Genomic DNA, 21,616 nt, shown 5'->3' with positions numbered 1-21,616 from the left:
GGAAAGAATTTCCCTGTATTTGTCCATGAATTTCACTTAATTTGAACATTGCCCAAAAGAACCCCAGCCCATTCTTAGATATTTCAAACCAGATTATTGATTTATGCATATGACCAATCACTTTTATTCCAGGGTTTTAGTCGGCTTTCTGCTTTGTACTGCCATAAGTTGTGGCGGCAAGGAGACGCAGGTATCGGAAGAGCTACCACGTGTTGCCATTGCCGGTTTAGCCATTGAGTCCAGTACTTTTTCTCCGGCAGTCACTGAAGAGGAGGCTTTTCTAGCCAGAAGAGGGGAGGAAGTTTTTTCTTACTATCCCTTCTTGCAAGAGGACTCCGTGAACAGGAGCAGGGCCAATTGGTTTCCAACTTTAAGAGGGCATGCCATTCCAGGTGGAATTGTTTCGAGAGAGGCCTATGAATCATTGGTGGGAGAAACATTAGCGCGTCTGAAGGAAAATTTGCCATATGACGGCTTGTTTTTTGATATCCATGGCGCCATGAGCGTAGTTGGATTAGATGACCCTGAAGGAGATTTTATCGAAAGAGTCAGGGCTGTGGTTGGTAATGAAACCATCATTTCAACCAGCATGGACTTGCATGGAAATGTATCCTGGCGGCTGGCGGCACATTCGGACCTGATTACCTGTTACCGCATGGCACCTCATGAAGATGCTTTAGAATCTAAAAAAAGGGCCGTAGATAATTTGCTGGAAAGACTGGAATCAGGTAAGGGCAAACCTGCCTATAAAGCCTGGATTCCTGTACCGATATTATTGCCAGGAGAAAAGACCAGCACCAGAGTAGATCCTGGAAAAAGTCTGTATGCAGCCGTTTATCCTGCAGCCGAACAAAAAGGTGTTGTAGATGCTGCCATCTGGGTAGGGTATGCCTGGGCCGATGAACCGAGAAATCATGCGGTGGTAATGGTCACGGGAGATGATCAGGCCAAAGTGACCCAGACAGCTGAAGAGTTGGCACAAAGTTTTTGGGAGAAGCGAAATGAATTTGAATTTATTGCACCAACTGCAACTTTGAAAGAAAGTTTGGATATGGCCATAGGCAGCGATAAAAAACCGTTCATGATCAGCGATATGGGAGATAATCCCACTGCGGGGGGAGCCGGGGATGTTACCTGGACTTTGAGGGAAATACTTGCGCGACCAGAGTTTAAAGATGCCGATGGACCTTCTTTGATTTATGCTTCCATACCAGGTCCGGAATTGGTGGAAGCCGCCGTAGCTGCAGGTGTGGGGGAACAAGTGTCTGCCAATGTTGGAGCAGCAGTGGATGATCGCTTTTCTCCACCTGTTTTATTATCGGGTACGGTGAAGGCTATCGCCCATGGGGATAGAAATGCGGAAACGGAAGTGGTGGTAGCTGTTGGCAGTGTGCAGGTGATTGTCACCAAAAAACGCAAGCCATATCACAGGGAAAGTGATTTCACCAATTTGGGCTTAAATCCCCGGGAAACGGATATAGTAGTTGTGAAAATCGGTTATTTGGTTCCTGAACTTTATGATATGCGTGCTGATTGGGTCATGGCCCTAACACCGGGAGGTGTGGACCAGGATCTGGAGCGACTCGAATTCAAAAGGATCAACCGGCCGATGTTTCCCTTTGATAAAGACATGGAAACGCCGGATCTTTCTGCCCGCCTCGTTCCTTTGTCTCATGAGTATTAATTATTAACTGTGCACATTTCAACGCGGATTTTGTATCGGGTTACCTTATAGCTTGTCTGTAAATCCAAAGGAGCATCAGTAAAAGCTGAAATTTCAAGAAAATATTCGGAAAATCCGTCGCTATGTTGAAAACGGCAACGTGTGATTGATTTTGTCATGGGATCAGGTGGTTGGAGAATACCTAATTCCTTTAGTGGATTCAATAGTTTATAAGGTTAAAAACCCTTGGCAAGGCTTTTGTTTAAAATCTTGTCCCTAAATTTCAATTATCATGTTACTGAGAATTGCTTGTTTTTTTTCTTTTTTAATTCCTTTACAATCCCTTGCTCAGGAGAAGGTGGAAAGGGAGTACAGGGTAAAAGCCCCTGAGGTACCTGCTGAAGCAAGGGATTGGCTGGATGATTCCTTTGAAGGGCGTAAAAAAGTAAAATGGTTTATGGAAGAAACTTCTGGTAAGAGAAGTTATGAGGCCAAGTTTTCCTGGAAAAAAGAGGCCTACAGTGTAGAGTTTGACCTGTCCGGAAAAATTGAAGATATTGAAATCCAAAAAGATTGGGAGGATTTAGAAGAGGAAGTCAGGATTAATCTGGGATCTTATTTTGATGGCAAATACAACAAATGGAGAATTGAAAAGATCCAATTGCAATATACAGGTGACCCGGATGATCTGGAAGATTTAATGGATGAAGAGGAGCAGGAGGATATACAGCTGCGGTATGAGATCGAGTATTACGCCGAAGGGGAAGAAGGGAAAAACCTTTGGGAAGGCCTGTTTGACGATAAAGGAAAACTTATTGGCCGAAGAGAAATCATTATTCCACCAGCAGATAATTTGTTTTTTTGATGAGAAAAATATTTTGGATTATTTTATTGGTTTTGCCAATTGAAATAATGGCACAGGGAAGGGTGAGTAATTTCGGCCTTTTTCCTGAATTTCAAATTGGATTCGACGCAACCGAAAAGCTTAAAGTAACTGGTAAAATAGAAAGCCAGCATGGAATGGTTGATAAGGTTGAAAACAGTGATGCAAAATGGGGTTATTACCACAACCAAACAGATTTTCAGGGTTTTTTAGGAACATCCATCAATCCATTTGTCTCCATAACTGGTGGTTATCAATACCGGTTGGAATCAGGGAGTGAAAACAGCCACCGCTCCATACAGCAAGTTTCCATTTTGCAAAGAAAAGGAAATTTCAAGATCGGACACAGGATCCGTACAGACCAGACTTTTGCACCAAATGATCCGGTAGAATTCCGGTTAAGATACCGGATTTCCTATGAAATACCTATAGAGGGCCAAAGCCTTGATCCGGGAGAATTTTACCTGGTCTTCAGTGATGAACCGATATATAGTATACAATCCGGAGAAAGTGGTCTTGAAAACAGGGTTGTAGCTGCTTTAGGTCATTTTTCCAAAGGGAAACAAAAATTCCAGGCCGGCATAGATTACAGAACCGATCGTTTTTTCGACGATGATTTCCGGCAACGCACCTGGTTTAAATTCGGATGGTACCTCAAGTTATAATGCGGAATATGCCTTGGGTACTATCCGAATAGGGGTGCTGTTCTTATCATCGGTTAAAAGACATCCAGGATTTTATAGGTACGGTCATTTAACCCGAACGAATCGCCTTTCTTTTTTCCTTTCATTTCTTTATAGATTGGCGCCTCTCTGGAAATACCAAAAAGTGCTTCTCCTTCTACTTCAAAGTTCTCTATACTCACACTTGGGAAAAAGGTCATTTTATCGGTTTTGACCACGGCTCCCAGGGTGACTTCATCAAAGATGTTTCCTGCAGTTTTCATTTGTTTCAAAAAGTCCAGTTCGGCTACTACAAAATTTAACTCGTCCGCAATCCTGTTAATCACAATAGCGCTTTCATCCTCCTGACCTTGCTGGTCGTATTCATATTTGTCATCCTGGGCTTGTTGCTCCCCTTCCCTCAATTCCCTGATGCGGGTTTGAAAATCAGAAACAATGGCTTCCTGGTATTTGATGGCTTGTTCCATCACTTTCTTTTTATATGCTTTTTTGTCCATGTTTAAAGATTATGGTGAAAAATATTTGTTGCAAAGTTTTTGTATAAAATTCCATTTATAACTTTAATGTACACACAATTAGTTCAGCGAGCAAATTATGAAAGAGGGAAATAATGGCATGTTTTTAAAATGATTGAGGGAACAAATATGTTTATTTTTAAAAATTGTTAACTTTAAAATTACTTAAAACCGAAACGAGAGAACTATGAAATTATTAAAGAGTGTAAAATCCACGGCAGTATTGATGGTATTGATTGCGTTCTTCTTTTCTGCTACTGTAAGTTCTTGTGGCAACAAAAAGACGGACGATACAGAAGAATCTGCCGAACATCCGGAAGGAGAACACCCTGAAGCAGGTAGCGAAGACGAGCACCCCACCGACGGGGGAGGAGAACATCCCGAATAAATCCTAAAATAAGGTCGATAGAAGCATCCTTCCGGTGTTTCTATCGAGCCTTAATTACTTCTGGAAAAAGTAAATGTAGTCTGTGCCACGGCAGATTTTCCATCAATTTCCAATAAAGGGTAGGCCAGAAAATTTATTGGGCCTGAGGCTGGTCCGGGATTTAGCTCTAAATCCCTTCCCCTGCTAAATTCTATGCGATTGGCAGGGTGGCGTCCAAAGTAATACGTGGCCAAAGCGGTATATTTATTTCCTTCACTGATATCTACCGGCCACCACTTCCCTTCTGCAAAGAATTCTGCCCAGCAATGGTACCCATCTATTCCTCCTTCGTTTCTATCCGATGGAATGGCTGCCCCAATCGAAAACCGGGCGGGTATGCCCACTGATCTAGCCAGAGAAATGAACAAGGAATGGAATTCAGTGCAATTACCTGTCTTTGCATCACAGGCATAAACTGCATCACCTTTACCATATTCTCCTGATTTGGCGTACCGCATATTGTCAATGATGTAATCGTAAATGGCCCTGGCCTGCATGAGTTGGCTGTCTTTGTTTTTTTCTCCGATGGCTTCCATGGCTATTTCGCGGAACCTTCTATCTACAGGCATCAGGCGATTGGATGCCAGGTACCTGTCGGCTACTTCTTCCTGAGCAGTGTAAGGACCCTTTTCCTTCCGGTTTACTTTATAAACCAATCTTACCTTTTGTCCACTGTGTTCCGGGCCCAACTTCATGTATAGGATCTGGTTAAGGTTGACTTTGTCCTCAATCATCCGGTGAATTCCCGGAATGTCCGTGGTTACCAATTCCACCTGTTGAAAAGCATCACTTAAAGCGATCGGAATCCACATCTCAGCAGCTTCTTCCAAGATTGGAAGGGTAGCTTGATAATTAAAAACAAATTGATCCTCTCCTTCAATTACCCCTAACAATTCATTGGTAGCTTCTTCTATGGGTAATTTGTACCAGGTTTTGTCTTCTTTTTGTTTCCAGCTGTAAAATGGTTTCCCATTGAGTTTGTGCACCGATGTTGCTGTTACATCCATGGCTCCGGGGTCCCCCTCCATAAAAAAATCCACGTCATAGACATCTCCATTTGCATCTGCCAGGTCAACACAGGCAAAATGGCTTTTAGGGCCGAGATTTGAAAGGTACTCAGTATGTACCCGGACCAGCTTCAACCGTAACAATTTATCCCCGTCTTTTACGATGAAAAAGCCATCGTTTTCTTCCGTTTTGGAATCTATGTATGCCTTGATACCCTTTTCAATATCAGCTATATCAACTTTTGGGCGGGAAACTACCTTATTTTCCTGTTGAGCATTTTCCTTTTTTTCATTGGGCTGGCAGCCATAAAACAAGATTAATCCTAAAATCAGTAGCTTTTGACTGAAAAGGCAAGCGGTATTTATTATCCGGTAGTGGTATGGATTGATTTTCATTTATAATCGGGCTCAGGGTTGATTTTTTCAAAGATAAAATATATCTGTGTAGGAACAAGGAGGTTCCATCGAATATGGAAGACAAAGTTCTGACAAGCCCGGATTTATCTTGCTCCTGGGATTCATCAACAAGGTTCGGAATCCTGAATGATGAAATCTATTTAATTTTATTTTATAAAAACCTTATTTGACTATATTGCATCTTTGTTTTTAATAGTAAAACCAAGTGAATTGACTTAAGACCGAACCCATTAATCCAAACATTCATGAATTTCACCACTTTAGACCTTATCATCTTTGTAGGTTACTGTATTTTAATCCTCATGATGGGATACCTGGTCTCCAGGGAAAAGAAGGGACATATCAAGGATTCCAATGATTATTTTCTGGCGAGTAAAGCTTTGCCCTGGTGGGCGGTGGGTGCTTCGCTGATTGCCTCCAATATATCCGCCGAGCAATTTATCGGCATGTCAGGATCCGGTTTTGCTCTGGGACTTGCCATCTCGACCTATGAATGGATGGCAGCGGCCACACTGATCATTGTGGCCATTTTTTTCCTACCGGTGTACCTGAAAGAAGGAATCAGCACCATGCCCCAATTCTTGTTGAAAAGGTATGATAGCAGGGTGAGGACGGTAATGGCGGTATTCTGGTTATTGGTCTATGTATTTGTAAACCTAACCTCTGTACTTTATTTGGGAGCCTTGAGTTTGGAAACCATCCTGGGTGTCCCCCTGACCTATGGCATTGCCGGTTTGGCACTTTTTGCCATGTTGTATTCTATATATGGTGGGTTGAAAGCTGTGGCCTGGACGGATGTAGTTCAGGTTTTCTTCCTTGTCCTGGGTGGCCTTGCCACTACCTACCTGGCCTTGTCCATTGTAGGTTCAGGGGATGTTATTGCGGGTTTTACCTCTTTGTTGAAAGAAGCCCCTTCCCATTTCAACATGATTATCAATCAGGGAGAGATGATGATCCCCGATGGTGATGGTGGTCAAAGGGACGCTTACCTTGATTTGCCTGGTATCAGTGTGTTGATAGGGGGGATGTGGGTAATCAACTTGAATTATTGGGGCTTTAACCAGTATATAACCCAAAGGGCATTGGCGGCCAAATCCTTAAATGAAGCCCAAAAAGGAATGGTTTTCGCTGGCTTCCTTAAGCTGGTCATGCCTTTGATTGTGGTGATTCCGGGCATTGCTGCCTTTGTGATTGTCAATCAAGGGGTGGACACCTCTTTTATTTCATCCATGACGGATCCGGAAACGGGCATCATCAAGTCAGACCGGGCTTATCCTACCTTGCTTCAGTTATTGCCATCTGGCTTAAAAGGCCTGGCATTTGCCGCTTTAACCGCTGCCATTGTTTCCTCCCTGGCATCCATGGCCAATAGCACTTCCACCATATTTACCCTGGATATTTACAAAACTTTCTTCGACCAAAATGCATCGGAAAATAAACAAGTAAGGGTAGGTAGATTGACGGCTATCATTGCATTTATTATAGCTGCTATAGTGGCACCAGCCTTGAGCGAGTTGGATCAGGCATTTCAGTATATTCAGGAATATACAGGTTTCGTGTCTCCGGGTGTTTTTGCCATATTTATTTTTGGCTTCTTCTGGAAGAAAACTACTTCCAACGCTGCCCTCACCGCTGCTGCCCTGACCATTCCTTTGTCCACAGCCTTTAAATTTTTGACACCAGACCTTCCATTTATTGATCGTATGGGAGTTGTTTTTCTGATCCTTTCGGCATTGATCATTGTTATCAGTTTGCTGGATGGAAAAGGCAAAGACCATCCCAAAGGAATTGAAATTACAAAAGATCTTTTTGTTACCAGTACCAAATTCAAAATAGGAGCTATCCTGATTTCCGGGATCATTGCCGCCCTTTATATCGTGTTCTGGTAAAATATTTATTTAAGAAAGCATGAGACAACTACTGATTGGATATGATGTGGGAAGTTCTTCTGTGAAAACTACTTTGCTGGATGCTGATTCCGGAAAGGTGGTAGCTTCAGAAGGGTTGCCCAAAGAAGAAATGCGTATTGAGGCCCCTCAACCGGATTGGGCAGAACAGGATCCGGAAACCTGGTGGCAATACATCATAGCCACCACAAAAGAGGTAATCAAAAAGGGAGGTGTCAAAGCCGGAGAAGTCAAGGCCATCGGAATTTCTTACCAGATGCATGGACTGGTACTTGTGGATGAAAAATTATCCGTAATCAGACCGGCCATCATCTGGTGTGATAGCCGAGCGGTAGAAATTGGCAACAAAGCATTTGAGGCTTTAGGAAGTGCCTATTGTTTGGAAAACCTGCTGAACTCACCCGGTAACTTTACCGCATCCAAGCTTAAATGGGTGAAAGAAAACGAACCGGATAAGTTTGATAAAATCCATAAAATCATGCTTCCCGGTGATTTTATCGCAATGAAGCTGACCGGTGAAATACTTACCTCTGAAACGGGGCTTTCCGAAGGAGTTTTTTGGGATTTCCAGAAAAACGGATTGGCAGATAAACTTCTGGAATACTATGGGCTGGATGCATCCATTTTGCCGCAGGCCGTACCTTCTTTTGGACATCAGGGAGGTATATTGCCTGAAATTGCAAAGGAATTGGGATTGGAGTCCGGTATTCCCGTGACATATCGTTCCGGGGATCAACCCAATAACGCCTTTTCGTTAAATGTTTTGGACGAAGGGGAGCTGGCTACCACAGCAGGAACCTCCGGTACAGTATATGGGGTCAGTACCAAACCGGTATATGATCCCAAATCCAGAGTCAATACTTTTGTCCATGTTAACCATACAATAGCAGATCCCCGGTATGGAGTGTTACTTTGTGTCAATGGTACAGGCATACTGAACAGTTGGCTTAAGAAGCTCTTGGGTCCGCAAATCATGGATTATGAACAAATGAATCAATGGGCAGCCGAAGTTCCGCTTGGATCTGAGGGGCTGAGTTTTATACCTTTTGGCAATGGTGCCGAAAGAATCATGGAAAACAAACAGGTGGGAGCCCATTTGTCTGGATTAAATTTACTCAAACACGACAAAAGGCATGTGCTCAGAGCCGGACAGGAAGGGATCGTTTCTGCCCTTACCTATGGTTTTAATATCATGAAGCAGATGGGGCTTAACCTTAAGATTGTAAAAGCAGGCAAAGCCAATATGTTTTTAAGTCCCTTGTTTAGGGAGGCCTTTGTCAATATGAATGATGTTGCTCTGGAATTGTATGATACAGATGGGGCCCAGGGTGCTGCCAGGGGCGCAGGAGTAGGTCTGGGAATTTATGCCGGAGCAAGAGAGGCTTTCCAGGGGCTTGAAAAAATTCAGGTACTAGAGCCTGAAAAACAAAAGCAGGAGGCATACAAGGCGGTGTACGGGACCTGGGAGCATAGCCTGCTGAAAGTAAAATGAAGGAAACCAAAAATTAATTTAAATACCTAAATAACAGAACAACATGTCAAAATCATTTTTCCCTAATATCGACAAAATTAAATTTGAAGGCAGGGATTCGAAAAATCCCCTGGCATTCAGGTTTTATGACGAAAACCGAATGATCGGTGGAAAAAGCATGAAAGATCACTTTCGCTTTGCCATTGCTTACTGGCATAGCTTCTGTGGCACCGGAAATGACCCCTTTGGCCCGGGTACATTGGTTCGGGAATGGGATAAGAACCCGGATCCAATACAACGGGCAAAGGATAAAATGGATGCAGCCTTTGAATTTATAGGTAAAATTGGAGCCCCATTCTATTGTTTTCATGATGTGGATCTGATCGATGAAGGAGAAGACCTGGCTACCTATGAAAAGCACATGCAAGCTATCGTGGATTATGCCAAACAGAAGCAAAAAGAAACCGGCATCAAATTATTATGGGGTACGGCCAATGTGTTCAGTCATCCCAGGTACATGAATGGGGCTGCTACCAATCCGGATTTCAATGTGGTAAGCCGTGCGGCCACCCAGGTAAAAAATGCCATTGACGCGACCATCGCACTTGGAGGAGAGAATTACGTTTTCTGGGGAGGAAGAGAAGGATACATGTCTTTGTTGAATACAGACATGAAACGGGAAACGGAGCATTTGGCACAGTTTCTCAGCATGGCCAGGGATTATGGAAGGAAACAGGGGTTTAAAGGTACCTTCCTGATTGAACCTAAACCTATGGAGCCCACGAAGCATCAATATGACTATGATGCAGCTACGGTAATCGGCTTTTTGAGACATTTTGGTTTGGACAAGGATTTCAAACTTAACCTGGAAGTCAATCACGCCACTCTGGCGGGGCACACTTTCCAACACGAACTGCAGGTGGCACAGGATGCCGGATTGCTAGGCAGCATTGATGCAAATCGGGGGGATTACCAAAATGGCTGGGACACCGATCAGTTTGCCATCAATTTACAGGAATTGACGGAGTCCATGCTGGTACTTCTTCAAGGTCAGGGATTTACTACAGGGGGGGTAAATTTTGATGCAAAACTCCGAAGGAATTCCACGGATCTGGAGGACTTGTTTCATGCACATGTAGGCAGTATGGATGCCTTTGCCAGAAGTCTGATCATTGCGAATGACATTATGGAAAAATCCGATTACCAGCTGCTTAGAAAAAGAAGGTACAGCTCTTTCGATAGTGGGAAAGGCAAGGATTTTGAAACGGGCAAACTAAGTTTAGAGGCCTTGAGAGAACATGCCATTGAAATAGGCGAGCCCGAAATGAGCAGTGGCAAACAGGAGATGTATGAAAACATTCTTAATCAATATATTTGATACCCTTGCAATAAAAAAAGGCTTTGAAACTCAAAGCCTTTTTTTATTGCCTTTATTCTTTTTCCAATAGTAAATCCACTTCCCGGATCAAGGCTTGACTCAGGCCTGGGATAAGATTGAGGTCCTGGTCCCAAAATTCAATTTTTGACAGTACACCAGCTACTACCTCTTCGCTTGATTTGATCTTCCAAATTTGGTCGAAATAATGCAGTATTTCCTCTTTGTCCTTTAAAGGTATCTTTTCTCCCTTATAATGCCCCCTGTAAAAAACAATCAAGGCCGCAAAGGCTTCGCAAAGATGCTGTGGCAACCGGTTTTCTTTTCTGATAAAATCCAGTAGTGATGGGAGTACCCTTACTTTCCATTTGGAAATGGAGTTTAGCGCAATATCACTTAATTTATGTTTGATAAATGGATTTCTGAAACGGTCCAGGACCGCTTCGGCAAAAGGTTTCAGGATATCTTCCGGCAAATCCATGGAAGGGATGATTTCTTTAAAAATGGTTTGCTCGATAAAATCACTTGTACCCGAATCATCCATGGCCTCTTTTACCAACCTTATTCCTTTTAGGTAGGCAACGGGAACCAAGCTGGTATGGGCCCCATTCAAAATCCGGACTTTGCGGGTTCTGAAAGGAGTGAGATCAGCAACGAATTTTACGTTAAGCCCCTGCTTGTCTGCCGGAAATTTCTCTTTCAGCTCATCCGGCCCGTCTATGGCCCAAAAGTGAAATGGCTCTGCCATCACCATTTGATCATCCCTGTACCCCAGATTTTCTTGTATTTTTTCAGCGGCGTCAATTGGGAATCCGGGTACGATTCTGTCTACAAGCGTATTGCAGAAAGTATTGTATTTGACCAGCCAGTCTTCAAAAGTGCCGGGAAGGTTCCATAGATCCACATACCTAAGGACATTTTCTTTAAGTTTCTGGCCGTTGTCCGCTATCAATTCACAAGGCAGGATAAGCAGTCCCTTGTCCGGATCACCTTCAAAGTGCCTGAACCGCTGGAAGAGCAATGCGGTTAATTTACCCGGAAAGGATTCCGGCGTAATGGTCCAATCCCTGTCCTTCTCTTCAAAATAAATTCCTGCCTCCGTGGTATTGGAAAAGATAAAGGCAAGTTCAGGAGAATTGGCCAATTCCAAAAACCCTTTGTAATCGATGTATGGATTAATGGCCCCTCTTACACAATCGATGAGCTGATTTTCTTCCACGGTTTCACCTTTTTGAAAACCCCTGACGATCACATGATAAAGACCTTCCTGTTCATTGATTATCCTGGCAGGTTTTCTGCTGTGCACCTGCACCATTTGTATATCACCGTTAAATTCAGCCTGATCGTTGAGCACTTGTACCATCCAATCGGCAAAACCTCTCAAAAAATTACCAGTTCCGAATTGAACGATTTTCAAGGGTCTTGGAGAGGTTTTTCCTGTGTTTTGTCTGTTTAAAGGTTTCATTTTATAGGATTTAATTAGGGTTTAAATTTAATCATTGCAATCTTTTGGAAGAGGCCCTGATGATCAGATTGGCATCAAGGACCTTTTTTACTTTAGGCTTATTTCTCTGGTCGGCATTGACCATTTCGAAAAACAATGCAGCCGCACTTTGTCCCATATCAATGGCTTTTTGATCCACCGTGCTGAGAGTGGGCTCTGTGAAAGCAGTAAAAGGCTCATTACTGAATCCTACCAAACCAACTTCTTGAGGGATTTTCACATTGATGCGTTTCAATTCCTGTAAAGCCCCAACAATAGCATAATCACTGGCAGAAAAAATGGCATCAAACCCCAAATTATTATCTAATAGTCGATGGGTACTCTTTTGTCCCCCGTCCAATTGCATATTGCTTTCTACCACTAATCTTGGATCAAAATTAATACCATTGTCCAAAAGTGCTTGTTCGTAACCTCTTAATCTTTCCTGATAAATCCTGATTTTCATGTGGCTGGTAAAATGGGCAATATGCCGGTAACCTTGCTCAATCAAATGGTTTGTGGCCTGATAGGCAGATAGATAATCATTGATGATGACTTGATTTACATTCAATTTATCCGTGGTCCGATCAAAAAAAACCAGGGGGATGCCTTTTTGAAGTACAGATTCAAAATGGTTGAAATTATGCGTGTTTTTTCCCAAAGAGACCATTATCCCATCCACTCTGGCATCCAGCAAGGCCTCGATGGTTGCGACTTCTTTTTTGTAGTCATCATAGGATTGGCTGATCATGACTTTATAATCCAATGCATTGGCATGTTCCTCAATTCCGCGAACAATGGAGGAGAAGAAATTCCTGTTAATGGTAGGCACAATAATACCAATCAGTTTACTCTTTCCATGGCGAAGGGCAGCGGCAATTCTATTGGGTTTGTAGTTGATGGCCTTTGCGGCATCCAGGACCATTTTTTTTGTTGTTGCGCTAATTCTGGGGTGGTTATTCAAGGCTCTGGAAACCGTGGAGGCGGTAACACCAACTTCCAAAGCAATGTCATGGATGGTGATTTTTTCTTTCTTTCTCATTTATTTTTACTGGACGCAGAATATGGGGCATAGCAGCCTTAAAGCCAATTAAAATGAATGATAAGGAAATAATCCAGCAAATGCAATCGATTGCGCTAATATATGTTTTATTCTTTTGCTTTATTCTTTATATTTAATTCCTTATTGTCCCATTAACCCGAAAAATTGGAAACAGTAGAGGGGGTATTTCAGATATTTAAATGTAAAATATCTTTTTTGTAAAATTTAACCAATTATCATCTAAAATATAAAATAAAAATTATGAAAATCAATAGTAAATTTTGGTCACCTGTGGCGGCATCAATTTTACTTTTAGCTGTGTCATGTTCCAACGAAAAAATGGAGGAAGAAGAAGTGAAAACAACCTTTACCGGAGAAAAGAACGAAATCAAGTTGCTTACCCTGGACCCCGGACATTTTCATGCCCACCTGGTTAAGAAGTCCATGTATGATCAGGTGGACCCCAAGGTTCATGTGTATGCGCCAGATGGTCCTGAACTAAAGGCCTACCTGCAGGCAATTGAGCGTTATAATACGCGTCCTGAAGATCCTACCAGTTGGGAGATGGAAGTGTATACAGGGGATGATTATTTAGAAAAAATGCTTAGTGAGAAAAAAGGTAACGTAATGGTTACCGCAGGAAATAACAAAGAAAAAACCGCAAATATCAAGGCTACCGTTGCGGCCGGTCTCCATGTATTGGCAGATAAACCGATGGCCATTGATGTTGCCGGATTCGAAATGCTCAAAGAATCCTTTGAGTTGGCCAAAGAAAACAATGTGCTGCTTTTCGATATCATGACAGAAAGGTTTGAAATATCTACCATTCTTCAAAGGGAGTTTTCCATGATACCGGAAGTATTTGGTGAATTGGAAAAAGGAAGCCTGGAAGATCCCGCCATTACGAAGGAAAGCGTTCACCATTTTTACAAACAGGTATCCGGCAGTCCTTTGATCAGGCCGGCCTGGTTTTATGATGTGAGCCAGCAAGGAAATGGAATCGTTGATGTGACCACTCACCTGGTAGATTTGGTGCAATGGGAAAGTTTTCCGGAAGAGATCATCGATTATGAAAATGACATCGAAATGATCAATGCCAGGAGATGGACCACTGACCTGACCCTGGATCAATTTACCCGCTCCACGGGTTTACCGTCGTACCCGGATTACCTGGGTGGGGTAGTGGAAGATGGTATTTTAAAAGTTTACGGCAATGGAGAGATCAATTACACCATCAATGATGTTCATGCCAAGGTCTCTGTGATTTGGAACTATGTAGCACCTGAAGGGTCTGCTGATACCCATTATTCTATCATGCGGGGCAGCAAGTCCAATCTGGTGATTCGTCAGGATGCCGAAGAAAAATACATTACTGAATTGTACATAGAACCGGTTGAGGGGGTAGACCTGGCCGATTTTGAAGAAACTCTTAAAGAGCAGGTCGAAAATTTAACAGAGAAATACGAGGGCCTGGGTGTGGTAAAGGTAGCTGACAAAGATGCCTGGCGCATAGAAATCCCTCAGGCTTTCAGAACCAGCCACGAGGACCATTTCAGGGAGGTAACAGAGCGATATATAGAATACCTGACAGCAGGTAAATTACCCGAATGGGAGGTGCCCAATATGCTTGCCAAATATTATGTCACCACAAAAGCATTGGAAATGGCACAATAATTCTGCCCGTTGCATAGCCGAATTTTATTATGGAAAAACCAAGAAGATCATTTATCAAGCAGGCAGGATTGGCAGGCTTCGGATTTGCCGCCGGCATTCACATGCCAGTATCTCATGCATCAGTTTTTACAAAAAACACCAACAAGATGGCAGTAAATGGTCAAAGCATTATCGGTCCATATGGACCATGGGTGGATGGCCTGATTAAAGATTCCTTGCCCAAATTTTCCTACAGAAACCCTTCATTCACCAATTTGGAGCAATGGAAGGCATTGGCCCTCGATAGAACCAGGGAGCGCATGGGTATTCCAGATACAGGCCCGCTTCCTGTTGTCACACGGCATGATAGTCATGTGCATGATGGCTTGGAGATCGAATCCATATCCTGGCAGCTTCCCTATGGCCGGCCTACACAAGCACTGGTGCTAAAGCCTGCAGGTGCCAAAGGTAAACTACCTGCTATTCTGGCTTTTCATGACCATGGAGGTAACAAGTATTTTGGATTAAGAAAAATCACCAGAACAGGAAAAGGCCAACATGAGTTGATGGTTGAACATCAGGACCATTACTATGAAGGTAAGGCATGGGCCAATGAGATCGCCAAAAGAGGATATGTGGTGATGGTTTCAGATGCTTTTACATTTGCCAGCAGACGGGTAATGATGGAGGATGTCCCTGATCACCTGCGTTCCGGTCTGACGGACAAGAATTCGGAAAATGCCGGAAATATTGCTGCCTATAATGACTGGGCGGGTAACCACGAACATATTATGGCAAAATCCCTGTTTTGTGGTGGCACTACCTGGCCGGGGGTCTTCTTTGCCGAGGATAAGGTTGCTCTTGACCTGCTTTTGGCCAGACCTGATGTGGATGAAGCAAGGGTGGGCTGTGGAGGCCTGTCCGGTGGGGGCTTACGAACGGTTATGATGGCCGGGTTAGACCACAGGATCAAATGTGCCGTTTGTGTGGGTTTTATGAGTACCTGGACAGATTTCATTTTGAATAAGTCCTATACCCATACCTGGATGACATATGTTCCCAGGTTGCCTGAAGAACTTGATTTTCCTGAAATACTGGGGTTAAGGGTCCCATTGCCGACCTTGGTATTAAACGATAAGGAAGATCAATTGTATACCTTGCCAGAGATGGAAAAAGCAGATAAAATTCTGGCAGACATCTATGAAAAGGCTGGATTCAGCGACAATTACAAGGCCTCCTATTATCCCGGTCCCCATAAATTTGATGCGGACATGCAGCAGGAAGCCTTTTCCTGGTGGGACAAATGGTTAAAAGCTTGACACAAACCTTTATGAAAATGAAAATAATCCATTACCCATTAAACTTCTCGTTCTTTTTCTCTTTGTTATTGCTCTTCCCCATATGGGGTTCCAAAGCTCAATCTTCAGCATCGGATGATATGCTTTGCGTAGGTGCTCATTGGACAGAAGAAGAAGGAGCCGGTTTCCTGCAAATGATGCAGACTGAATATACCAGCGAAAAAGCCTGGGACAAAAGGGCCAAAACCATTCGCAAGCAAATTTTAAAGGGAACGGGCTTGGACAAAATGCCTGAAAAGGGTCCCATGAACCCCATCATGGGCGAGATTAGGGAATATGATGGTTATAGTGTCCGGAATGTAGCTTTCGAAAGCTTACCCGGAGTATTTGTCACTGGAAGCCTGTACATGCCAGCGGAATTCACGGGTAAAGCACCAGGAATTCTCAGTCCTCATGGCCATTGGGATAAGGAAGGAGAGGTGGGCCGTTACCGGCCAGATGCACAAAAAAGATTTGCCTCTATGGCAAGGATGGGGGCCATGGTCTGGGCCTATGATGCCGTGGGCTATGGACAGCAAAAAGAGCTCGGCTGGGACCACAGAGAAGACGGGGAAGTGCTAAAACTCCAACTATGGAACAGTATACGGGGAGTGGATTTTATTCTGTCAATGGGCGCAGACCCTGAGCGGTTGGCCGTGACAGGAGCTTCAGGGGGGGCTACCCAATCCTTTCTTTTGGCTGCTGTGGATGATCGGATCGATGTGGTAGCACCTGTAGTCATGGTATCCGCCCATTTTTTCGGGGGCTGTGTATGTGAAAGCGGGATGCCCATTCATAAGAATAAAAATTTCCAAACCAACAATGTAGAAATTGCGGCTCTGGTCGCTCCAAAACCTCTTTTGCTGGTATCTGTAGGAGGAGATTGGACCAAAAATACACCTCAGGTGGAATACCCCCACCTGCAATACATTTATGGATTGAAAGGTAAAAAGGAAATGGTTCAAAACATCCATATTCCAGCCGATAATCATGGATATGATGACAAAAAACGTCAAGCAGTTTATCCCTTTTTAGCCGAACATCTGGGATTGGATCTTTCCAAGGCCATGCATAAGGATGGAAGGTTAAATGAGGATAATGTTGAACTGGAAGCCCAGGAAGATTTGTACCCGTTTAATGAAAAATCCCCTTTTCCTGAAACAGCCATCACTTCCATATTCGATGTTAAATGGTAATTTGTATGAAGAACAATCAAAATAACAGGAGAAATTTCCTGAAAAAAAGCATGCTTTCCGGCCTTGCAATGGGTACTTTGGGTTCCTGGTCTTTGCCAGCTACGGCCGGTATGAAAGTATCAAAAATGAATTTTGGCCTGGTAACCTACCTTTGGGGAAAAGACTGGTCCCTGGCAGAATTGATCAGTAATTGTGAGAAAACCGGGTATGAAGGGGTAGAGTTAAGGACAGAACATGCCCATGGGGTGGAAGCGCACCTTAGCAAGGCTGAAAGAAAGGAGATTCGGAGCAGGTTTGAAGATAGTCCGGTTAGCTGCGTGGGTTATGGAAGCAATTTTGAATATCACAGCACTGACCCGGCTTTGGTGGTGGAAAACATCAGGCAAACCAAGGCCTACATTCAACTTTGTGACGATATAGGAGCAACAGGCATTAAAGTAAAACCAAATACCCTTCCTGAAGGTGTTTCAAGAGAGAAGACCATCGCACAGATCGCTAAATCCCTTAGTGAGGTGGGGGAATTTGGGGCTGACCATGGGCAGTTGGTCCGTGTGGAAGTTCATGGCAGGATCACCCAGCAACTTCCCGTGATGAAGGCGATATTTGATCAGGTTACCTCTTCCAATGTAAAGATATGTTGGAACAGCAACGATACTGACCTGATGGAACCAGGATTGGAGGCGAATTTCAATATGGTGAAAAAGTGGTTGGGAGACACCACCCATGTAAGGGCTTTTGATGAAAATGATTATCCTTATCAGGATCTTTTTCGCTTATTGGACCAGGCCAATTATCAGGGCTGGATTTTGCTGGAAGCACACAGCAATCCGGCGGATAAAGTGGCTTCCATGGTGGCTCAAAAGCAAATGTTCGAAAATTATATTTCCAGTTTATAGCAGTCAGTCCTAAAAAAACAAAAGAATAATGACCGAAAGAAGAGAATTTATCAGGAAAAGCTTGATGGGTAGTGCCGGAGTAGCATTAGCTGGCATGAGCATGAGTGCCAAGTCCTATGGAAAAATCATGGGAGCCAACGACAGGATGCACCTGGCGGTAATAGGTATCAGGGGGCAGGGTACCAATCACATCAATCAATTCTGTAAATTAAAAGAGAGCCGCAACGTGGTGATCAAAACCTTATGCGATGTGGATGAAAATACCTGGGCTGAAAAGGTGAAACTGGTGAATGACAGGGTAGGGGATAAACCGGGTACAGCATATGACATGAGAAGGGTTTTTGAAGATCCGGAAGTGGATGCTTTATCCTTTGCCACACCCAATCATTGGCATGCTTTGGGAACCATTTGGGCCTGCCAGGCAGGCAAACATGTATATGTAGAAAAGCCAGCTAGTCACAACGTATTTGAAGGTAGAAAAATGATCGAGGCGGCCAGAAAATATGACAGTATCGTGCAAGTGGGCTTCCAAAATCGATCCATTAAAAATGTCATGGACGCCATGAAGTTTTTACATGATGGCAATATAGGGGAAGTGTACATGGCCAAAGGGCTTTGCTACAAGCCCAGAAATTCATTTGGCATCAGCAGAGACAGTACTCCTCCGGAAGGTTTGCATTATGATCTGTGGTTAGGTCCTGCTCCTTACAGGGCATATAATGAGAAAAAAGGGCATTACAACTGGCATTGGCACTGGGATACTGGAAATGGCGACACAGGTAACCAGGGACCACACCAGTTTGATGTGGCCAGATGGGGATTGAACAAGAACGAACATCCTGTTTCCGTTTATTCATCTGGGGATATTTATGGGATGACACCACAGCAATGTTCTCAGGAGACACCAAATACCCAAACGTCTATTTTCAAATATGATGATGGAAAAATTTTGGAATTTGAAACACGGGGCAGGTATACCCACGGAGAGTCCAGTCTTGATATCAAAATCGGAAACATGTTTTATGGAACCGACGGCTATCTGGAGCTTAATGGCAGCACCTGGAAAGCCTTCAGACAAGATGAAAAGGAGCCCTTTGCAAGCTCTCAGGAAGCAGCTCCACAAGAACCAGGTTCCAATGTACTGGCAGCACCAGGAGGAGCTGAACATTATGCCAACTTCCTGGATGCTATAAGGGATGGCAAAAAGGAAAGTCTGAATTGTGATATCATGGAAGGATATTATTCTTCTGCACTTCCATTAATTGCCAATATTTCCTATCGATTGGAAAGGGGATTAAAGTTTATGGGAGATTATGAGAAATTCGCCAACGATACCGAAGCAGATACCATGCTGACCAGGCCCAGCAGGCCTCCATATGTGGTTCCTGAGCAGGTGTAATTGCTATATGAATTCCTTTTGAATTAAAATATAAATAAGGCTTATTCTACTTTTGTTGTTCAAGGGGGGTAAGTCTTATGTTTACCCCTTTTATTTCTAAATACCTAAAACATGTTGAAGACCTTTTTTCTGACTTTGTTAATACTTGCCTGCGGGTTTTTGCCTGCCCATGCTCAGGAGGATTTAAAGGTTATCCAATCCCATTGGGTCAGTTTTACGGATGGTCCTAATGCTTTATACAGACACCAGACCCGGCAGGCTTTTGACTTACTGGATGAAAGGGAAAAAGCCTTGGAAAACATCCAATCAAAAGCAGAATGGCAGGATTGGCAAGCTGGAATCAAGGAAAAATTAATGCAGGTAGTTGGGCCTTTCCCAGAGAAAACCCCCTTAAAAGCAGCAATTACCCGTACGGTGCAGCGGGAAGGTTTCCGTATGGAGCATGTGGTATTTCAATCGCAGCCAGGGTTTTATGTGAGCGCTACCCTGTTTCTACCGGATGAGTTGGCCGGAAAGGCACCGGCCATTATTTATTGTTCCGGTCATGCCCTGGAATCATACAGGAGCTTTACCTATCAACATGTGATATTAAACCTGGTTAAAAAAGGTTTTATCGTATTGGCATTTGATCCGGTGGGGCAAGGTGAGCGCCTGGAATATTTTGATCCTTCCACCAACAAACCTACCATTGGAGGTCCCACCAAACAGCATTCCTATCCCGGTGCGCAGGCATTTGTAGCCGGTACTTCCCAGGCCAAATACATGATATGGGATGGTATCCGGGCAATGGATTACCTGATTAGCCGCCCTGAGGTGGATCCAGTTAGAATCGGCATTACCGGCAGATCGGGAGGAGGAACCCAGGCGGCATATATTGCAGCATTTGATTCGCGCATTTATGCCTCAGCTCCGGAAAATTACATAACCAATTTCAGGCGTTTGCTGCTCACCCATGGACCTCAGGATGCAGAACAAAACTTTTTCAGGGGCATTGCTGCCGGCCTGGACCAGCCGGATCTTTTGTTGGTAAGGGCTCCCAAGCCCAACCTGATGATCACCACAACCAGGGATATTTTCAACATTGAAGGAGCCAGGGAAACCAGGGATCAGGTTCAAAGGATTTATGATGCATATGGTCTCTCAGATAGATTTGAGATGGTGGAGGATGACGCCGGGCATGCTTCAACCCTCAGGAACAGAGAGGTCATGTATGCTTTTTTTCAAAAACACCTGGACTGGCCAGGCTCTTCAATAGACCAGAACATAGATACCCTGAGTCGTGAGGAACTGCAGGTTACCCCGACTGGACAGGTCCTTAGCAGTTATCCAGGTAAGACCATTCAGGAACTCAATCAGGCCCATTTGCCAAAGCAGCTAAACGGCTCCCTGGCCGAACGTGTAAGCCGTTCAAGGAAGCTTTCTGGGTATCGGGAGCCTTCTTCGGATATAGAAACCATGATGACGGGAAGGTTTCAAAGAGATGGGTACGTGGTTGAAAAGTATTTAATGAAGGGAGAAGGAGACTATTGGGTTCCCTACCTATTGATGAGACCGGATAAAATGACTTCCAAAGCTGTAATTTATTTGGATCCTGAGGGAAAGGGCATTGATGCAGCTGTAGGGGGAACCATGGAAGCATTGGTACAGGAAGGCCAGATGGTTTTGGCTCCGGATTTGTTAAACACCGGAGAAATGGGCAATGGTGGATTTACGGGAGATTCAAACTTTCAGGGGGAGTCTTATAACTTGTGGTTTGGTAGTATCCTGATCGGTAGAAGTATTGTGGGCCTTCATGCTGGAGATGTCAACCGTTTGGTTAAAGTATTGCAAGAGTCTCAGGGAGCAGATGAAATAAAAAGTTTGGCCAAAGGTCAGATGGCAGCAGTATTGCTTCATGCAGCCAATTACAATCCTGATATTGCTTCAATTGCGCTCATAGACCCCATGCTTTCTTATAGGTCTCTGGTGGCGCAGGAAAATTACGACCCTGCCAATATTGCCTATACGGTTGCCGGAGCCCTGCCAGCTTATGATCTGCCAGATCTTTTGGAAAATCTATCCAATAGAAAACCCCTTGTAATAGAAAAAAACGAAATGGATCCAGGCTCCCTTCCCAACTGGTCAGAAAGCTTTCGGGAAAGCCAGGTGGAAACCATACAGGTGACTGATCCCGGTGAGAGAAAAGCGTATTTACGAAAATGGCTGAATCCCTGATACAAAAAAAAGCTACCCAATCCGGGTAGCTTTTTTTTGCTGTTTGAA

17 protein-coding genes are annotated in these 21,616 nt (G+C 43.8%); 13 read left to right on the top strand and 4 right to left on the bottom strand.

All coding sequences use genetic code 11. From position 1 onward, the window contains the following. Window positions 1-103: 103 nt before the first annotated feature. The 3 genes from G9Q97_RS15700 to G9Q97_RS15690 all read left to right on the top strand — a co-directional run bounded on the left by G9Q97_RS15700 (window position 104) and on the right by G9Q97_RS15690 (window position 3,211). Window positions 104-1,684: a M81 family metallopeptidase gene (locus G9Q97_RS15700; protein ID WP_394352995.1), complete on the top strand. Its 1,581-nt coding sequence runs from the start codon at window positions 104-106 to the stop codon at window positions 1,682-1,684. A 271-nt stretch (window positions 1,685-1,955) separates the two neighbouring features. Then, a complete protein-coding gene (locus tag G9Q97_RS15695) occupies window positions 1,956-2,528 on the top strand; it encodes a hypothetical protein (protein ID WP_166148453.1) in 573 nt (190 codons plus the stop codon). Further along, a complete protein-coding gene (locus tag G9Q97_RS15690) occupies window positions 2,528-3,211 on the top strand; it encodes a DUF2490 domain-containing protein (RefSeq protein ID WP_166148452.1) in 684 nt (227 codons plus the stop codon). The genes G9Q97_RS15695 and G9Q97_RS15690 overlap by 1 nt, the downstream gene beginning before the upstream one ends. 53 nt (window positions 3,212-3,264) lie before the next feature. On the opposite strand, the gene G9Q97_RS15685 is transcribed toward G9Q97_RS15690, so the two are convergent. Next, window positions 3,265-3,726, bottom strand: coding sequence for a hypothetical protein (locus G9Q97_RS15685; protein ID WP_166148450.1), 462 nt, complete (start codon window positions 3,724-3,726; stop codon window positions 3,265-3,267). A 205-nt stretch (window positions 3,727-3,931) separates the two neighbouring features. Here G9Q97_RS15685 and G9Q97_RS15680 point away from each other — a divergent pair, with 205 nt between their 5' ends. Continuing rightward, window positions 3,932-4,132, top strand: a complete 201-nt coding sequence (locus G9Q97_RS15680) for a hypothetical protein (protein WP_166148115.1) — start codon at window positions 3,932-3,934, stop codon at window positions 4,130-4,132. A gap of 50 nt (window positions 4,133-4,182) precedes the next feature. Here the strand turns inward: G9Q97_RS15680 and G9Q97_RS15675 are convergent, their stop codons facing one another. Then, on the bottom strand, window positions 4,183-5,574 hold the full coding sequence (locus tag G9Q97_RS15675) for a transglutaminase-like domain-containing protein (protein ID WP_166148448.1): 1,392 nt from the start codon (window positions 5,572-5,574) through the stop codon (window positions 4,183-4,185). Window positions 5,575-5,840: 266 nt separating this feature from the next. On the opposite strand from G9Q97_RS15675, the gene G9Q97_RS15670 reads away from it, so the two are divergent. From G9Q97_RS15670 to xylA, 3 genes are read left to right on the top strand one after another with little or no spacing between them, the layout of a single operon-like run. Next, on the top strand, window positions 5,841-7,484 hold the full coding sequence (locus tag G9Q97_RS15670) for a sodium/sugar symporter (protein ID WP_166148447.1): 1,644 nt from the start codon (window positions 5,841-5,843) through the stop codon (window positions 7,482-7,484). A 19-nt stretch (window positions 7,485-7,503) separates the two neighbouring features. Beyond that, window positions 7,504-8,994 carry a xylulokinase gene (locus G9Q97_RS15665; RefSeq protein ID WP_166148445.1) on the top strand — a complete coding sequence of 497 codons (1,491 nt, stop codon included), beginning with the start codon at window positions 7,504-7,506 and terminating at the stop codon, window positions 8,992-8,994. 43 nt (window positions 8,995-9,037) lie between these two features. Then, window positions 9,038-10,351, top strand: coding sequence for a xylose isomerase (xylA, locus tag G9Q97_RS15660; RefSeq protein WP_166148443.1), 1,314 nt, complete (start codon window positions 9,038-9,040; stop codon window positions 10,349-10,351). Window positions 10,352-10,403: 52 nt separating this feature from the next. Here the strand turns inward: xylA and G9Q97_RS15655 are convergent, their stop codons facing one another. Both G9Q97_RS15655 and G9Q97_RS15650 read right to left on the bottom strand, forming a co-directional pair. Further along, a complete protein-coding gene (locus G9Q97_RS15655) occupies window positions 10,404-11,813 on the bottom strand; it encodes a tagaturonate reductase (RefSeq protein WP_166148442.1) in 1,410 nt (469 codons plus the stop codon). A 31-nt stretch (window positions 11,814-11,844) separates the two neighbouring features. Further along, a complete protein-coding gene (locus G9Q97_RS15650) occupies window positions 11,845-12,873 on the bottom strand; it encodes a LacI family DNA-binding transcriptional regulator (RefSeq protein WP_166148440.1) in 1,029 nt (342 codons plus the stop codon). Window positions 12,874-13,134: 261 nt separating this feature from the next. Here G9Q97_RS15650 and G9Q97_RS15645 point away from each other — a divergent pair, with 261 nt between their 5' ends. The 6 genes from G9Q97_RS15645 to G9Q97_RS15620 all read left to right on the top strand — a co-directional run bounded on the left by G9Q97_RS15645 (window position 13,135) and on the right by G9Q97_RS15620 (window position 21,568). After that, window positions 13,135-14,547 (top strand): putative oxidoreductase C-terminal domain-containing protein, encoded by a 1,413-nt coding sequence (locus G9Q97_RS15645; protein WP_166148438.1) that lies wholly within the window; start codon window positions 13,135-13,137, stop codon window positions 14,545-14,547. A 29-nt stretch (window positions 14,548-14,576) separates the two neighbouring features. Beyond that, window positions 14,577-15,845 carry a dienelactone hydrolase family protein gene (locus tag G9Q97_RS15640; RefSeq protein WP_187357728.1) on the top strand — a complete coding sequence of 423 codons (1,269 nt, stop codon included), beginning with the start codon at window positions 14,577-14,579 and terminating at the stop codon, window positions 15,843-15,845. 17 nt (window positions 15,846-15,862) lie between these two features. After that, entirely contained in the window at window positions 15,863-17,059 is a 1,197-nt protein-coding gene (locus G9Q97_RS15635) for an alpha/beta hydrolase family protein (RefSeq protein WP_246255718.1), read from the top strand. A gap of 5 nt (window positions 17,060-17,064) precedes the next feature. Beyond that, complete coding sequence (locus G9Q97_RS15630) at window positions 17,065-17,955, top strand: TIM barrel protein (RefSeq protein WP_166148436.1); 891 nt, start codon at window positions 17,065-17,067, stop codon at window positions 17,953-17,955. Between the two features lie 28 nt (window positions 17,956-17,983). Next, on the top strand, window positions 17,984-19,354 hold the full coding sequence (locus G9Q97_RS15625; protein WP_166148434.1) for a Gfo/Idh/MocA family protein: 1,371 nt from the start codon (window positions 17,984-17,986) through the stop codon (window positions 19,352-19,354). Between the two features lie 111 nt (window positions 19,355-19,465). Beyond that, the gene (locus G9Q97_RS15620; protein WP_166148433.1) at window positions 19,466-21,568 is read left to right on the top strand and encodes an alpha/beta hydrolase family protein; all 2,103 of its coding nucleotides are present in this window, start codon (window positions 19,466-19,468) and stop codon (window positions 21,566-21,568) included. The last annotated feature ends 48 nt before the right edge of the window (window positions 21,569-21,616 follow it).

Origin of the sequence: Cyclobacterium plantarum, from assembly GCF_011290685.1 — a bacterium.
GTDB lineage: Bacteria > Bacteroidota > Bacteroidia > Cytophagales > Cyclobacteriaceae > Cyclobacterium > Cyclobacterium plantarum.
Note: the sequence above shows the minus strand (reverse complement) of the source record. Positions and strands in the feature narration are given on the sequence as shown.

Excerpts from the sequence above, each read along its gene's own strand:
- G9Q97_RS15700 (WP_394352995.1), top strand. The coding sequence starts at position 104 with ATGCATATGACCAATCACTTTTATTCCAGGGTTTTAGTCGGCTTTCTG.
- G9Q97_RS15695 (WP_166148453.1), top strand. The coding sequence starts at position 1,956 with ATGTTACTGAGAATTGCTTGTTTTTTTTCTTTTTTAATTCCTTTACAA.
- G9Q97_RS15690 (WP_166148452.1), top strand. The coding sequence starts at position 2,528 with ATGAGAAAAATATTTTGGATTATTTTATTGGTTTTGCCAATTGAAATA.
- G9Q97_RS15685 (WP_166148450.1), bottom strand. The coding sequence starts at position 3,726 with ATGGACAAAAAAGCATATAAAAAGAAAGTGATGGAACAAGCCATCAAA.
- G9Q97_RS15680 (WP_166148115.1), top strand. The coding sequence starts at position 3,932 with ATGAAATTATTAAAGAGTGTAAAATCCACGGCAGTATTGATGGTATTG.
- G9Q97_RS15675 (WP_166148448.1), bottom strand. The coding sequence starts at position 5,574 with ATGAAAATCAATCCATACCACTACCGGATAATAAATACCGCTTGCCTT.
- G9Q97_RS15670 (WP_166148447.1), top strand. The coding sequence starts at position 5,841 with ATGAATTTCACCACTTTAGACCTTATCATCTTTGTAGGTTACTGTATT.
- G9Q97_RS15665 (WP_166148445.1), top strand. The coding sequence starts at position 7,504 with ATGAGACAACTACTGATTGGATATGATGTGGGAAGTTCTTCTGTGAAA.
- xylA (WP_166148443.1), top strand. The coding sequence starts at position 9,038 with ATGTCAAAATCATTTTTCCCTAATATCGACAAAATTAAATTTGAAGGC.
- G9Q97_RS15655 (WP_166148442.1), bottom strand. The coding sequence starts at position 11,813 with ATGAAACCTTTAAACAGACAAAACACAGGAAAAACCTCTCCAAGACCC.
- G9Q97_RS15650 (WP_166148440.1), bottom strand. The coding sequence starts at position 12,873 with ATGAGAAAGAAAGAAAAAATCACCATCCATGACATTGCTTTGGAAGTT.
- G9Q97_RS15645 (WP_166148438.1), top strand. The coding sequence starts at position 13,135 with ATGAAAATCAATAGTAAATTTTGGTCACCTGTGGCGGCATCAATTTTA.
- G9Q97_RS15640 (WP_187357728.1), top strand. The coding sequence starts at position 14,577 with ATGGAAAAACCAAGAAGATCATTTATCAAGCAGGCAGGATTGGCAGGC.
- G9Q97_RS15635 (WP_246255718.1), top strand. The coding sequence starts at position 15,863 with ATGAAAATAATCCATTACCCATTAAACTTCTCGTTCTTTTTCTCTTTG.
- G9Q97_RS15630 (WP_166148436.1), top strand. The coding sequence starts at position 17,065 with ATGAAGAACAATCAAAATAACAGGAGAAATTTCCTGAAAAAAAGCATG.
- G9Q97_RS15625 (WP_166148434.1), top strand. The coding sequence starts at position 17,984 with ATGACCGAAAGAAGAGAATTTATCAGGAAAAGCTTGATGGGTAGTGCC.
- G9Q97_RS15620 (WP_166148433.1), top strand. The coding sequence starts at position 19,466 with ATGTTGAAGACCTTTTTTCTGACTTTGTTAATACTTGCCTGCGGGTTT.